This window comes from Terribacillus halophilus, assembly GCF_900162685.1.
GTDB classification, from domain to species: Bacteria; Bacillota; Bacilli; order Bacillales; family Amphibacillaceae; genus Terribacillus; species Terribacillus halophilus_A.
The window spans coordinates 1,231,901-1,247,421 of record NZ_LT727828.1 but is presented as its reverse complement, the minus strand read 5'-3'; the positions used below and the strand labels follow the sequence as shown (position 1 = coordinate 1,247,421).

Annotated in this window: 13 protein-coding genes; 3 read left to right on the top strand and 10 right to left on the bottom strand. The window is 44.1% G+C overall.

All coding sequences use genetic code 11. The annotated features are described in order from the left end of the window. Positions 1 to 20: 20 nt before the first annotated feature. The 5 genes from pfkA to dnaE form a co-directional block, all read right to left on the bottom strand. Positions 21 to 980, bottom strand: coding sequence for a 6-phosphofructokinase (gene pfkA / locus B1K52_RS10760; RefSeq protein ID WP_077308079.1), 960 nt, complete (start codon positions 978 to 980; stop codon positions 21 to 23). 185 nt (positions 981 to 1,165) lie between these two features. After that, entirely contained in the window at positions 1,166 to 2,119 is a 954-nt protein-coding gene (accA, locus tag B1K52_RS10755) for an acetyl-CoA carboxylase carboxyl transferase subunit alpha (protein WP_077308077.1), read from the bottom strand. Beyond that, complete coding sequence (accD, locus tag B1K52_RS10750; protein ID WP_077308075.1) at positions 2,116 to 2,973, bottom strand: acetyl-CoA carboxylase, carboxyltransferase subunit beta; 858 nt, start codon at positions 2,971 to 2,973, stop codon at positions 2,116 to 2,118. Before accD ends, accA begins: the two co-directional genes overlap by 4 nt. A 153-nt stretch (positions 2,974 to 3,126) precedes the next feature. After that, a complete protein-coding gene (locus B1K52_RS10745) occupies positions 3,127 to 4,365 on the bottom strand; it encodes an NADP-dependent malic enzyme (RefSeq protein WP_077308073.1) in 1,239 nt (412 codons plus the stop codon). Between the two features lie 101 nt (positions 4,366 to 4,466). Next, positions 4,467 to 7,736, bottom strand: coding sequence for a DNA polymerase III subunit alpha (dnaE, locus tag B1K52_RS10740; protein ID WP_077308071.1), 3,270 nt, complete (start codon positions 7,734 to 7,736; stop codon positions 4,467 to 4,469). 126 nt (positions 7,737 to 7,862) lie between these two features. Here dnaE and B1K52_RS10735 point away from each other — a divergent pair, with 126 nt between their 5' ends. Together B1K52_RS10735 and ytrI are read left to right on the top strand one after the other, a co-directional pair. Continuing rightward, positions 7,863 to 8,195: a sporulation membrane protein YtrH gene (locus B1K52_RS10735; RefSeq protein WP_077308069.1), complete on the top strand. Its 333-nt coding sequence runs from the start codon at positions 7,863 to 7,865 to the stop codon at positions 8,193 to 8,195. Next, complete coding sequence (ytrI, locus tag B1K52_RS10730; RefSeq protein WP_077308067.1) at positions 8,195 to 8,698, top strand: sporulation membrane protein YtrI; 504 nt, start codon at positions 8,195 to 8,197, stop codon at positions 8,696 to 8,698. Before B1K52_RS10735 ends, ytrI begins: the two co-directional genes overlap by 1 nt. Here the strand turns inward: ytrI and B1K52_RS10725 are convergent. The 3 genes from B1K52_RS10725 to B1K52_RS10715 form a co-directional block, all read right to left on the bottom strand. Beyond that, a complete protein-coding gene (locus tag B1K52_RS10725) occupies positions 8,695 to 9,636 on the bottom strand; it encodes a DHH family phosphoesterase (protein ID WP_077308065.1) in 942 nt (313 codons plus the stop codon). The two genes, ytrI and B1K52_RS10725, sit on opposite strands and share 4 nt — an antisense overlap. A gap of 20 nt (positions 9,637 to 9,656) precedes the next feature. Then, the gene (locus B1K52_RS10720) at positions 9,657 to 10,973 is read right to left on the bottom strand and encodes a DRTGG domain-containing protein (protein ID WP_077308063.1); all 1,317 of its coding nucleotides are present in this window, start codon (positions 10,971 to 10,973) and stop codon (positions 9,657 to 9,659) included. 182 nt (positions 10,974 to 11,155) lie between these two features. Next, positions 11,156 to 11,836 carry a metal-dependent hydrolase gene (locus B1K52_RS10715; RefSeq protein WP_077308061.1) on the bottom strand — a complete coding sequence of 227 codons (681 nt, stop codon included), beginning with the start codon at positions 11,834 to 11,836 and terminating at the stop codon, positions 11,156 to 11,158. A gap of 103 nt (positions 11,837 to 11,939) precedes the next feature. On the opposite strand from B1K52_RS10715, the gene B1K52_RS10710 reads away from it, so the two are divergent. Next, complete coding sequence (locus B1K52_RS10710; RefSeq protein WP_077308059.1) at positions 11,940 to 13,037, top strand: M24 family metallopeptidase; 1,098 nt, start codon at positions 11,940 to 11,942, stop codon at positions 13,035 to 13,037. 43 nt (positions 13,038 to 13,080) lie between these two features. Here the strand turns inward: B1K52_RS10710 and ald are convergent, their stop codons facing one another. After that, on the bottom strand, positions 13,081 to 14,196 hold the full coding sequence (gene ald, locus B1K52_RS10705) for an alanine dehydrogenase (RefSeq protein WP_077308057.1): 1,116 nt from the start codon (positions 14,194 to 14,196) through the stop codon (positions 13,081 to 13,083). 123 nt (positions 14,197 to 14,319) lie between these two features. Next, positions 14,320 to 15,519, bottom strand: a complete 1,200-nt coding sequence (locus B1K52_RS10700) for an acetate kinase (protein ID WP_077310580.1) — start codon at positions 15,517 to 15,519, stop codon at positions 14,320 to 14,322. Positions 15,520 to 15,521 lie beyond the last annotated feature (2 nt).

Sequence of the window (15,521 nt, the reverse complement as noted above, 5' to 3'; positions counted from 1 at the left end):
CTTCAGTAGTGCAACATCTATTAGATAGATAATTCTTGGGATAGCTTGTACATATCCAAGTCGATTTCGTGTTTTTTATCCAGAATATCAAGTATGTCGTGGTCGACAAGCTTATTGTTCTGGATTCCTACCATGCGCCCGGATTTGCCCTCCAGCAAGAGATCGACTGCTTTACCGCCTAAACGGCTGGCTAGCACGCGATCATTTGCAGTAGGCGATCCGCCCCTTTGCACATGTCCCAGGATCGTTACTCGCGTATCCATATTTGTTGCTTTTTCAATACGTTTGCCGAATTCGAAGCCGCTGCCGACTCCTTCCGCAACGATGATGATGCTGTGTTTCTTTCCGCGTTCCTGACCACGCTTCAAGCGCTCGATTACGTCGTTGAAATCTGTCGGCTGTTCCGGAATGAGAATACTCTCCGCACCATCAGCAAGTCCCGCCCAAAGGGCGATATCTCCTGCATGACGGCCCATCACCTCAACAACATAAGTGCGCTCGTGACTAGTAGCCGTATCGCGTACTTTATCAATCGCTTCAATCACGGTATTAAGTGCTGTATCGAAACCGATTGTAAAGTCAGTACCAGGTATATCATTATCAATTGTTCCGGGAACGCCGATACAAGGATACCCTTTTTGTGTCAGCTTTTCGGCACCGCGGAACGAGCCGTCGCCGCCGATTACTACCAACCCTTCGATCCCAAAACGCTTCAGCTGTTCAATTCCCTTTTCCTGTCCTTCATCGGTTTTAAACTCCAAACAGCGTGCTGTGTGGAGCACCGTCCCGCCACGCTGGATAATATCACCGACGGATCCAAGATCCAATTGTTTGATATTCCCTTCAATCAAACCTTGGTAACCATTGTATATACCGTAAACTTCCAAATCATGATAAATAGCTTTTCTGACTACGGATCGAATCGCTGCATTCATACCCGGAGAGTCTCCGCCGCTTGTTAGAACACCTATCTTTTTCATGCACTCACCTCTACACAATTTCGATTATAGAACTTTTGTACCCTTTCAAAGATAATCCTTATTCAACTAATTATCAAATAAAAACATATAATTTTCTTATTAAAAAAAGTGAGCATCGAAAATCTGCAAAAATCCTATGTAAATCGTTTACAGAAGCGGAAAATGCAGAGAATCTATTAAGTGATCTATTCTGTATAAGCACCGATATTACTATATTTTTCCCATCTTTTCTCTAGTAATACTTGCTTGTCCATCTTTTCCAGCTGTGTAAGATTCTCTGTGATTGCTTGATCGACAAGTTCAGCCTGTGATGCAAGATCTCGATGTGCACCGCCGCGAACTTCAGGGATGATATTATCAATAACACCTAATTCTTTCAAATCTTGTGCTGTAATCTTAAGTTTTTCCGCAGCTTCTTTTGCTTTTCCGCCGTCTTTCCAAAGAATAGAAGCGGCTCCTTCAGGGGAGATGACAGAAAACGTAGAATTCTCCAGCATAAGCAGGCGGTCTCCAACGCCTAACGCTAGTGCGCCGCCGCTTCCTCCCTCTCCGATGACGATACAAATGATTGGCACTTCAAAACCAGCCATCTCCATCAGATTACGGGCAATCGCTTCACTTTGTCCGCGCTCTTCTGCTGCCCGGCCGGGAAATGCTCCTTTTGTGTCAATAAAGCAAATAATAGGCCGGCCGAATTTGGCTGCTTGCTGCATGTGACGTGCTGCTTTACGAAAACCTTCTGGATGCGGCATCCCGAAATTACGGCGAATATTCTCTTTCGTCGATTTTCCTCGCTGATGACCGACAACTGTTACAGGCTGTCCTTTGTACTTGGCAATACCAGCAACAATTGCTGCATCATCCCCGTAATAACGGTCTCCGTGAAATTCCAGGAAATCCGTAAATAGGTGTTCAATATAATCAAGTGTCGTCGGACGGTCTGCATGCCGTGCCATTTGAACACGGTCCCAAGGCTTGAGATTTGTGTAAATATCATTCTCAAGCTTCTCCAGCCGCGTTTCCAATTTTACAATCTCTTCAGACAGATCCAAGTCACTATCCTTTGTGAATTTCTTCAGCTCAGCAATCTTTTCACGCAGGGCAATAACCGGCTTCTCGAATTCCAATACTTGTCTCATGATACGTGTCCTCCTGCTTGGTGAATATCGAGGATGGTAGTCAGGTATTTCTTCATATCATGGCGATTGATGACAGCATCCAGCTGACCATGATCCAACAAAAACTCTGCTGTCTGGAAATCTTCCGGCAATTTTTCACGAATCGTTTCTTCGACAACTCGTCGGCCGGCAAAACCAATCAATGCACCTGGCTCGGCAAAATTATAATCGCCTAAAGAGGCAAAACTTGCAGATACACCGCCATATGTCGGGTTTGTCATGACCGAAATCATCAATCCACCCGCATCACGGAAACGTTGAACTGCTGCTGATGTTTTTGCCATCTGCATTAGGCTTAGTGCACCTTCTTGCATTCTGGCACCGCCAGAAGCTGTGAAGATGATAAATGGGATCTTCTCCTCGCGAGCTTTCTCTAGGGCACGCGCGATTTTTTCTCCTACAACGGATCCCATACTTGCCATTCGGAAACGAGAATCCATGACAGCGAATGCTGTGCGGAAACCATTAACTGTGCCTTCTCCAGTCACAACCGCCTCTTTCAATTCCGTCTTAAGCTGGTCTTTCTCAAGCTTTTGTGAATAACTCGGGAATTCAAGCGGATTACCCGTTTCTAAATTTGTATCATATTCCAAGAATGAACCTTCATCAAACAAGCTATTAATTCGCTCGTCAGAGGGCAATTGGTGATGGTGACCGCATTTTTGGCACACATACAATTGCTTTCTCATCTCTTCTCGGTAGTAGATTTTCCCACAACTCGAGCATTTGAGCATGAGTCCCTCAGGAATATCCTGCTTCGCCTCTTCACTCGGCTTGGAAGCATGTTTCTTCTTGCTAAAAAAATCTTTAAGCAAGGTAATTCCTCCTTTTGAACAAACGCATCTAACTATTTATTGTACCATCATTTCGATATAAGTGCGCATATATTTCCACTATGTAAAAACAGATAACCTGCGTTCGACAGACAATTTCCAGCATTGGAAACATCTGCCTTGGCAGGTTTATTCTCAGTCTTCGTCGATTAGTGTCAGCTGACGTGTTTTCTCCGCCACTTCTTCTGGATCGACTGTGATACGGTTTACACCAGTGTCCATTGCTGCTTTCGCTACTGCTTTGGCAACAGCTGGGGCAACGCGCGGATCGAATGGAGCTGGGATTACGTAGTCTTCGTTCAAATCGCTCTCGTCGATTAGCTCGGCAATTGCTTTAGCAGCGGCGATTTTCATTTCCTCATTAATGCCAGTTGCACGAACATCTAGTGCACCACGGAAAATACCAGGGAAGGCCAATACGTTGTTTACCTGGTTCGGGAAGTCAGAACGTCCTGTACCGATAACCCGGGCACCGGCTTCTTTCGCATCATTTGGCAAAATTTCTGGATCTGGGTTAGCCATTGCAAAGATAATTGGATCTTTCGCCATTGTGCGCACATCTTCTTGAGAAAGCAGGTTTGCAAGGGATACACCGATGAACACATCTGCATCCTTGATTGCATCAGAAAGACTTCCTTCTTGGCGATCACGGTTTGTGATTTTCGCAACGCGGTCTTTCATCTTGTTCATGCCTTCTGGGCGACCTTCGTAAATCATCCCTTTGGAATCACACATGATGACGTTGTTTACACCAAGGCTGTGCAGCAATTCGATAATGGCAATACCAGCAGCGCCTGCACCGTTTGCGACAACTTTGATATTGTCGAAGCTTTTGCCAACCAATTTCAGTGCGTTCAATAGACCAGCAACTGTTACGATGGCAGTTCCGTGCTGATCATCATGGAATACTGGGATGTCTGTTTCTGCTTTCAAGCGTTCTTCAATTTCGAAGCAGCGCGGTGCAGAGATATCTTCCAAGTTTACACCGCCGAATGTTGGTGCCATTAATTTTACAGTGCGAACGATTTCGTCCACATCATTTGTGTCCAGCACGATTGGGAAACTGTCCACCCCTGCAAAGCTCTGGAATAGAACCGATTTTCCTTCCATAACTGGCAGGGAAGCTTCCGGACCGATGTTACCGAGGCCAAGAACAGCAGAGCCGTCGCTGACAACGGCAACCATATTGCCTTTCATTGTATATTCATATACATCATCTTTATTCTGATGAATTTCTTTACAAGGCTCCGCCACTCCGGGAGAGTAGGCGAGACTTAAGTCAGTCGCGTTACGGACAGGGATTTTCGACTTCATCGTCAGTTTCCCTTTGTTTTCGCGATGTATTTTCAATGCGTCTTCTCTTAGGTTGGACATATTTTTTCATCCTTTGTGTAGTTTATAACATGATGGTCTGTGCAGACGTTTATCATTATAGGGACAACAACGCGCAGTGTAAAGGCAGGTGCCCTCCTTTATTAGGTTACTGCAACGTTCTCTTTGCCAAACTGATTCCTTAGCTCTGCCAAGCATGCTGCACTTACTTCTAAACAGTATGTCTCCGCCAGCTGGTAGCTCTTACGTGTTTCTTTATGCACAACTATGACAGGTACACTGCCAGGGTATGTTTTTGCAAGTTCCCGAAGCGCTTCTAGCACTTTATCTTCTTCATCATAACGAATGAATAATCGCTGCTTACTTTGCTGAAGCTGCTCCTCTTGAAAAAGACGACCCTCTTGAAGAATGAGCTGACTTTCTCCATTTCTTTCTTCCAACTTGCCAACTAAATCAAGCAATGCCTCTTCTTCCAGAAAACGTCCAATTTTCCGATGCAAATCAGGAAAAACAACCGCTTCAATCTCTCCTGTTTCATCACCTAAGGTTAAGAATGCCATTGGCTGACCTTTTTTCGTTCGAATGACGCGCTGCTGAAGTAAAACAGCGGTTATTCGAACCTGCTTTTTCGGCGGTAAACTTTCCAGCTGTTGTATCGTAATATAGCCACTGCTTCGCAGGGTACCTCGATAGCTTGCGAGCGGATGACTTGAAATATACAACCCGAGCACTTCTTTTTCGTACTTTAAAATTGCCATTGGTGAGAATGGCTCTTGCTCATCGTATGACGCTTCAAATTCCACTTCTCCAAGCAAGGAAGGCTGTTCGTATAGCTCTTTGAATAATTCGGCCTGTTCCATCGCTTTGTCAATAGTTGCTAATAAAGATGCTCGATTGCTGTAAATAGAATCAAATGCACCTGCCAAAATAAGCTGTTCTAAAGCGGATTTGCTAATCGTAACACGGATACAGAAGTCGAACAGATTCTTAAATGTTCCCTCTTTCCGTGCTGAGATAATTTCCCGGACAACCTGAGCCCCGATACCTTTAATTGTCAGCATTCCCATTCGGATGTTTGTATGCTCGACGGTATATTTACCAAAACTTTTATTAATGGAAGGAGGTAAAATATCAATTCCGCTTCCGCTTGCTTCCCGCATATATTGACGAATCTTGTCCGGCTGATTGGCAACACCGCTCATTAATTCAGCAAAGAAGCTGGCTGGAAAATGGGCTTTTAAATAAGCAAGTTGGTACGCAAGATAGCTGTATGCAACTGCATGGCTTCGGTTAAAGCCATAGTTGGCGAATTTGACGATCCAGGAAAATACTTCCTTGGCAGTATCGGCTGTGTAACCTTTTTCTATACAGCCTGACAAGAAGCGTGATTCCTCTCTTTCAAGCACCTTGCCATCCTTCTTACTGACAGCTCGGCGCAGCATATCTGCCTCTCCCATCTTATAGCCTGCCATTGAAGCAGCAATTTGCATAATTTGCTCCTGATAAACAAGCACACCGTACGTTTTTTCCAGAATTGGAGCGAGATTTTCGTGCGGATAGCTGATGTCCTCTTCTCCATGCTTTCGTTTAACAAAGACTGGGATGTAACTCATCGGACCTGGACGATACAACGCGTTTACGGCGACAATATCTTCAAATGAAGTTGGTTTCAGCTGCCGAAGTACTTGCTTCATACCGCTCGATTCAAACTGAAACACGCCATTTGTTCGCCCATCACGGAATAACTGGAATGTCGCTTCATCATCAAGCGGAATACCATCCACATCGAGTGAAGGTACTTGTCTGGACACAGTGGACAGAACTTGATCCATCAATGTAAGGTTACGCAGCCCTAGAAAATCCATTTTTAAAATTCCTAGCTGTTCCAGTTCCTTCATGGCAAATTGCGTTAGTGCTATCTCATCATGTCCTTCGGTAAGCGGCACCGTGTTTACGAGCGGGTCAGCACTAATTACCACACCAGCAGCATGCGTTGACGCATGGCGCGGCAGTCCTTCCAATTTAACACCAATCCGGAATAAGCGTTTCAGCTGCTCTGACTCTTTCACATAAGCTGTGAGCTCCTCAGAAGCTCGCAGTCCTTTTGATAAAGAAGGCGCATTAGTTGGAATTGCTTTCAGCAGAAAAGACGCATCTGCTTGCGGGATTTCCATCGTTTTAATTAATTCACGCAGCAACGAACGGGCGGCAAACGTGCCGAATGTAATAATTTGTGCTACCCGCTCCGCTCCATATTTGTTTTGTACATAACGAATTACTTCATCTCTCCGGTAGTCAGAGAAATCAATATCAATATCAGGCATCGTTATTCTTTCCGGATTAAGAAAACGCTCAAATAATAATCCGTAAGCTAACGGATCAACAGCTGTAATGCCGAGCACATAAGCGACGAGGGATCCGGCTGCCGATCCCCGCCCAGGGCCGACTCGGATGCCTTGTTCCTTCGCATAACGCACAAAATCCCAAACGATTAGAAAGTAATCACTAAAGCCCATCTCTCTTATGACGTCCAGCTCATAAATAAGCCTGTCTTGTGCATCTTGACGATTGTGATAAAGATCCATCATTCGCTGCTCGCATATCTTTCTTAAATAAGCATCCGCGGTCTCCTCTTCTGGTACAGGATAAGCCGGCAAGCGTCGTTTGCCGATTTCTAGCTGCACGGTGCAGCGTTCTGCGATGGATCCAGCTTGGGTTAATGCTTGCTGCCACGTTTCGCTTTGAGAAAGCTGCATCATTTCAGATTGCGTCCGCAAGTGGTACAACGAAGGGGAATCATACGGTGTCGGCTGCCATGTTGCCCCTTCCTGCATCGCAAGCAAGCATTCATAAGCATCCGCATCCTCTTCCTGTAAATAGCGAACATCTCCGGTTGCTGTAAAGCGTATATTTGTCTGCTGCTGCCAGTTGATAAGTGTCTGATCATCCAGAAAGTGTACTTCGTCAGGACTAATAGCAGCATAAAGCCGCTCCCCATAAATCGCGCGCCATGGCGTTATGTCCATTTGAATCAGCGTATGAGAAGGGACAATTGCGATGACTCCTTGTGCATAGTTGTCTAAGTCAGACAACATCAGTCGACCGTCGTTGCCGGACTGCAGGAAGGTGCTTAATTCAACAAGTCTTTGATAACCGATATCATTTTCCGCCAATAAAAGTACTTTCATAACTTGTTCTTCTGCTTCGACGGATACATGCACCCCGATGATTGGTTTTATACCAGCATCCAGACAAGCAAGGTAAAATGGTACCGCGCCATGCATTACCCCGTCATCCGCCAATGCCAATGCTTCAAAACCCGCTTCTTTGGCTTTACTTACCAACTGCGGAATCTTTATTGTGCTTTGATAAAAACTGTAGCTGCTTCTGATTTGCAGATGTGTGAAATCCATACAACATTACCGCCCTTTTTTACACTATCTCTATTATATACGAATTCCTTTCGACTTTGAAATGACTATCATAACTTGTCCGTTGCAGCCATAGGGTAGAAAAAGTACAAAAAAAGGAGCCTCAGCATGGAAGAACGCGTAATCATTTCAATGATGCATTGTTATTTCATTGCATTGGGAGTTATGATCGGAGGCTGTTTCGTCGGCAGTATCGGAGCGTTTGCTACTGGTGAACCGCCACTGACAGCGATCAAACGTATTTCGAACGGGATAAGAATTTGGGCAATTATAGCTGCTATCGGTGGTACATTTGATGCTATTAGCAATTTTGAAAAAGGGATTTATCAAGGGGCAACATTTGATGTTATTAAACAGATCCTTATCATTGTGGCAGCGATGGGCGGTGTGAAAACAGCACTCTTGATTATTGGCTGGTTCGTCCAGGAGGATATTTCCTGATGCGGATTCCGCCTCTTTATAAACAAGCTGGCTGGCAGCGTTTTTTAGTCGGTTTCTTCCTCGGCGGTATTATCTCTTACTTTGTTTATCTCTTTATGTACGGAACTTTGTATGAAGAATGGGTCAAAGAAAAGGCTGAAATGGAAGGAACGATTCACGACCTGGAACGAGACATAGAAGTATTAAAGAATAATAACGAAGAAATAAATGAGCTGAAACAAGAGGGCATGGTTATTGATGAGATTACGGTACAGCTCGAAACAGATGAAAATCTGGAACTGGATAAGCTAATCGAGCATGAATTAAAGGAAGCGATTAAAGAAGAAGCACGGCATATGATTGGCAGAAGTGTTAACGGCGCTGTCCAAAGTACACCGTTATTACTCGGGGCAATCGAAAATAAAGAATACGAACTGGAAGGGTTTCGGTATAAGGTCGCTGTCAAGCAGCTGATCATATCGGAGATCCTCTACTTGACAGTGACAGTGGAGAAAGCAATTTAAGCCCAGTCAAACGCACGGCATATGTCTTGCAAATCCCGCTCCAGCTTGGCTGCTTCGGTCCAACTGTATACCGTCGCCCCTGAGGCAAACGCATGGCCGCCGCCATTATATTTTCCAGCCAAGCCATTAATTACAGGGCCTTTTGAGCGAATACGCACTCTGATTTGTTCTTCTTCTTCCACAAAAAAGACCCATGCCTTAACGCCTTCCATATTGGCCATTGTTCCAACAAGCTGACTTGTTTCCAAGGACGTTACTCGGTAGGAAGCTAAAATATCCTTGGTGATTCGAATAGACGACACACCTGTTTCGTGCACAGTGAAATGCTGGAGTATATAGCCATGCAGCCTGGCTACATCTTGCCTGCTAGCATACAAGTTTTCATATAAATAAGTACGATCAAATGCATACTCGACCAGCTCACCAGCGTAACGGAACGTCTTTTCACTCGTTGACGGAAAAAGAAAACGACCGGTGTCACCGACTATACCAGCATATAACAGCATGGCACCGCGCGTTGACAGTTGGAGGTCTGGATCAGATATAAACAGCTCGTAAATCATCTCGCTAGTTGAGCTCGCTGTCGGAACAACCCATTGCATATCACCATATTCGTCGACTACAGGGTGATGGTCAATTTTAATAATTTCTTTCGCTAACTTATATCGCTGATCAGATATTCGCGGCTGGTTTGCTGCGTCACAAACAATGACGAGTGCCCCCTCGAATTCAAGATCTTCTATTGTATCCATTTTCGCAAGGAATGTTAGGGAAGGATCTTCATCACCTACGACCCATACCTGCTTTTCAGGATAGGAAGCCTTGATAATCTCGCGAAGCCCGACCTGTGATCCGTACGCATCTGGGTCCGGGCGTACATGCCGATGTATGATAATTGTGTTATATGCTTTAATTTTCTCTACGATTTGTTTGTGCATCCTATCCTCCTCCATAACTATTAGCGATCCAGCAGCTGCGCCATAAGCAGCGCCTTTGCTACAAGTGTTTTCTTGTTACTATACACTTCTACGTCCATTTTTGCCAGCTTGCGGCCGACCTCTAAAATACGCGGTTTAATCAAAATCGTACTCTCGAGCTGAACAGGGCGTAAGAAATAGACAGACACATTATCAACTACCATGTCACCTTTTTTCATCTTTCGTACAAAACGACGGCTGGCTTCCGTAACGAATGTGGTCAATACACCTGTCGAAAGACTTCCAAGCTGGTTTGTCATTTGCGGTGTCACTTTCCCACTGAATACAATGTCCGGCGCTTCGTCTTCGAGCAGCTCAATTTCCCTTGTAATGATATCTTCAATTGTTTCTCCGATTTGCGGCTGGAGTTGAATTTGCTGAAGCGCTTTTAATACATCTTGTCTAGATATGAGCCCTTGCAATTTGTGCTGCTGGTCTACGACAGGAATAATCTCAATTCCTTCCCATACCATCATATGGGCAGCATAAGCAAGCGTTGTATGCGGCTGTACCGTAAGCGGATTTTTAGTCATAGCCTTCGCAACAGATAGCTGCTTATCTTTATTGATAATATCCTTTGAAGTAACCATTCCTGTTACCTTTTCATTATCATTCGTAACGGGATATCTTGTATGTGTTGTTTCAGCGTTATATGTAAACCATTTTTCCAGCGTATCTGATTCCTGCAAGTAATATGTATCATTCAAGGTTGTATAAATGTCTTCCACGACGATGATTTCTTTTTTTATCATCTGGTCGTAAATTGCCCGGTTAATCATTTCGGCGACTGTGAATGAATCATAGCTGGTAGAAATGACCGGCAATTCTTTTTCGTCAGCCAGACGTTTAATGCGGTCATCTGTATCAAATCCACCCGTAATAAGGACGGCTGCACCTGCTTTAATCGCCAGTTCATGTGCTTCAATACGGTTTCCGACAATAAGCAAGGCATCCTTTTGGGTATACCGCATCATGGCATCAAGCTCCATTGCACCAATAACAAATTTATTTAATGTCTTATGCAGCCCATCACGTCCGCCAAGCACTTGTCCATCAACGATTCCAATAATTTCGGCGAACGAAAGTCGGTCGAAGTTTTCTTTCATCTTTTTCTCAATGCGCACAGTCCCGACACGCTCAATAGTACTGACAAGTCCTTTGTTTTCCGCTTCCTTAATGGCACGGTATGCAGTTCCTTCACTTACATTCAATTCTTTTGCGATTGCTCGAACGGATATTTTCCCGCCAACTGGAAGGCTTTCAATATATTTAATAATTTGATCATGTTTTGTTGACATTCCTTCACCATGCTCTCATCTGTACTAGTCATTATTTATCTATTGTTATTGTACAGTTTTTACGTGAAGGTTTCAATTTCATAAGAAAATTAGCTGCTTTACTGCTAGGATTCCATTTTAATAAGCAGCATTTCACTATAACAGATAAAAAACAGCACCTTATCAAAAAGGTGCTGTTTTCTTTAGATTGTAATATATTGGCCTGGCTCCAAATGGACACCTTTACCTGGTTTTACTTTTTCTGCAAATGCCGCACCATCTTGCTCGATCAGTGGGAATGTATTGTAGTGCATTGGAATAACTTGTTTTGCTTTAACCCACTCAGCAGCAATTAACGCATCTTCCGGCCCCATGGTGAAATTATCTCCAATCGGCAAGAAGGCAACATCGATGCTGTTTGTATCTCCGATAAGCTTCATATCGGAAAACAGCCCTGTATCTCCGGCATGATAGATTGTCTTACCTTCTGCTGTAAATAAAATCCCTGTCGGCATTCCCATGTAATGCGTATGACCATCTTCGTCAGTGAAAGCACTGCTGTGAAATGCTTGGGTCAGTTTCACACGTCCAAACTCAAAATCGTGCGCTCCGCCGATTCCCATAGGGTGTGTATTCAACCCTTTGCTTTCCAAGTAAACAGCCAGTTCATTTGGCGCTACTACAAGTGCGCCTGTTCGTTTCGCTATGGAAACTGTATCTCCAACATGATCATTGTGGCCGTGTGTCAGCAGGATGACATCCGGCTGGACTTCATCTGCATTCAAGTCGCATGTGCCATTTCCAGTGATGAACGGGTCGATTAAGATCGTATGGTTCTCTGTTACAATCTGTACAACAGCTTGTCCATGGAATGAAAGTTTCAAGTTGCCAACCCCTTTTCATTTTATCGCCTATAGTTTACCACAGTTGCCATTGGAAGAAACGTGATACGATTTTTGTTATAATAGGAGAAAAGGAGGCTTACTTATGCAACACAGAATTGATATACTATTACGCCAACTGAAGGAAAACCAGACAGACAGCGTGTTTATCACCTCCATGGAAAACGTATATTATATGAGCAATTATTATACGGATCCGCACGAGCGACTTGTAGCTGTATTCGCTGACCAGAAGGATGCACCACTGCTCATTTTGCCGGCAATGGAGAAAGAAGATGCCTTGAAGGCTGGTTGGAAAGAAGAAATGCTTACATACCATGATCATGAAGATGTGTGGAAGTTGTTTAAAGATTACTTAAAGGAACGCGGACGCGTACCTTCATCCATGGGAATTGAGAAAGATCACGTGTCTGTTATTCGCTTGGAAATGCTGCAGCAAATCTTGCCTGAGGTTTCCTTTATCAACGCAACAGAATTCCTGCAGAACCAGCGAATTGTCAAAGACAAGAAAGAATATACGTTGCTCAAACAAGCAGCTGTCTTAGCTGATTATGGGGTGAAGAAAGGAATTGAAGCAATTGCTGCTGGTAAAAGTGAATTGCAAATTACTGCCGAGCTGGAATATGCATTAAAACAAGAAGGCGTTACCAGCATGTCATTTGCGACAACTGTTCTTTCCGGAGCCAAAACCGCTTCGCCGCATGGCACACCTGATGGAAAACAGATTGCACCTGGTGATCTTGTTCTGTTTGATCTAGGGGTTGTATTTGAAGGGTATTGTTCCGATATTACCCGCACTGTCGGCTACAAGCATGTAACAGCGGATCAGCAGCACATCCACGATACAGTGCGAGTTGCACTCAAAAATGCAACTGCAGCATCACAAGTCGGAACTGCTATCTCAGAGATTGATAAAGCTGCCAGAAGCCACATTGAAAAAGCTGGATACGGCCAATATTTTACACACCGTGTCGGACACGGCTTAGGAATCGGCGTTCATGAGTTCCCATCGCTTTCGAGTAATAACACCCAAGCAATGCAGGAAGGCATGTGTTATACAATTGAGCCCGGCATCTATTTGCCTGGTGTTGGCGGTGTCCGAATTGAAGATGATATCTTCTTAACGAAAAACGGACCGGATGTGCTCACTGCTTATCCGCGTGATTTGCAAATTATTGGGTAACACAGAAAGAGCATCTGCGATTTATGCAGATGCTCATATTTTATTATAAAAGTAATGCACTAGAAGGCTTATAAGCAAGATTATGAGCTTCTGCAACTGCTTGATACGTTACAAATCCATCTAATGTATTAATGCCTTTTGCCAAAGCTGGGTTCTCTATACAAGCTTTCTTATAACCTTTATTCGCCAGTTGGAGCGCATAAGGTACCGTTACATTTGTCAATCCAATTGTAGAGGTACGGGGTACAGCTCCAGGCATGTTGGCAACAGCATAATGCAGTACATCGTGTTTGGTATACGTTGGGTTATCATGGGTTGTGATTTTGTCGGTAGTAGCAAAAATACCACCCTGATCAATAGCAACATCGACGATTACAGAACCAGCTTTCATGCTTGCGATCATCTCCTCGGAAACAAGCTTCGGTGCTTTAGCGCCTGGTATGAGAACAGCTCCAATCACCAGATCAGATTCTTGTACAGCGTCTGCGATATTTAATGGATTAGAAACGAGTGTGTTAATAGAACTACCGAACAAATCATCCAGTTCCCGCAAACGCTGCGGACTTAAATCAATGATGGTGACGTCCGCTCCAAGTCCGACGGCAATTTTAGCTGCATTTGTACCAACAACACCTCCACCGATAATGGTAACTTTCCCTCGCTTCACCCCAGGAATACCAGACATTAAAATGCCGCTTCCTCCATAAGGTTTTTCCAAAAATTGTGCTCCGACTTGTGACGCCATCCTGCCTGCCACTTCACTCATTGGTGTCAGCAGCGGTAAAGAGCGATCTTCCAGCTGCACGGTTTCGTACGCAATTCCAACTACTTTTTTCTCGATTAACGCATTTGTTAAAGGACCTTCCGCTGCAAGATGCAGGTAAGTGAAAAGAATAAGACCTTCATAAAAATAATCGTACTCCTCCGGTAGTGGCTCTTTCACTTTCATCACCATTTCCTTCATCCACACTTCCTTTGCCGTCGGAAGTATCACTGCGCCAGCTTGTTCATACTGTTCATCCGTAAATCCCGAACCGAGACCTGCGCCAGTTTCAATGAATACGTCATGTCCTGCATCGTGCAAAAGTGTGACACCAGATGGAGCCATTGCTACACGGTTTTCACTATTTTTAATTTCCTTCGGTACCCCAATCTTCATGCTGTTTCCCCCTATTTTATATGTAAAAGGAACTCGCTTGCTTTTTCAGTATACCATTCTTTACAGTCATGAAAATGCAAAAAAAGCTGGTCCCATCAAGTCTGGGACCAGCTTTTTGCTAAATTATTTTGCTACAGTTTCAGAAAGACGAACTGTATCTCTGGCAATCATTACTTCTTCGTTTGTAGGAATGATAATAACTTTTACCGGAGAATGCGGATATGTTAGGAATTGCTCTTTACCACGAACATTATTCAATGCTGGATCATAATAAACGCCCATGAATTCAAGACCTTTAAGTACGCGCTCACGTACTTCCGTGCTGTTTTCACCAACGCCAGCTGTGAAGATGATTGCATCTACACCACTCATACGCGCAGCGTAAGAACCGATATATTTGTGAATTCTTTCAGCAAACACATCAAGTGCTAACTCTGCACGCTCATCGCCTGCTTCAGATTTGCTTTCAATGTCTCGCAAGTCACTGGAGAAACCAGATAGTGCAAGCATTCCGCTTTCCTTGTTCAATACATGCAGTACTTCGTCAGCAGTTTTGCCAGTTTTACGCATGATGAATGGAATCAAGGCAGGGTCAATGTTACCAGAACGAGTACCCATCGTTACACCTGCAAGCGGTGTGAAGCCCATAGAAGTATCAACAGATTTACCGCCTTCGATCGCTGCGATACTTGCGCCGTTACCAAGGTGAGCAGAAATCAGACGAAGATCTTCTACTGGGCGGTCAAGCAATTCAGCTGCACGCTGTGACACGTATTTATGACTTGTACCATGGAAACCGTATTTACGGATGCCATATTTTTCATAGTAGTCATAAGGAAGGCTATAAAGATAAGATTCAGGCGGCATCGTCTGATGGAAAGCTGTATCGAAAACAGCAACCGCTGGAATGTTTGGCAGGATTTCTTTAAATGCGCGGATACCTGTCAAGTTTGCCGGGTTATGCAAAGGTGCTAGCTCGGAAACTTCTGCAATCTCGTCCATTACTTGATCTGTAATTACAACAGAGTCACTGAATTTCTCTCCGCCGTGAACAACACGGTGGCCTACGCCGTCAATCTCATCAAGAGATTTAATGACACCTGTAGAAGTAAGCTTCTCAAGAAGCATTTTTACAGCTTCTTCATGATTTTCAATATCTTTAGTTGTTTCATCTTTTTCACCATTGAATTTGATAGTGAAGATGGAATCTTTCAATCCGATACGTTCTACTAGACCCACTGCCTTTACGTCTTCCTCAGGCATGCGGATTAGCTGGAATTTCAAAGAAGAACTACCAGCATTAATTGCTAAAATATTACTCAACA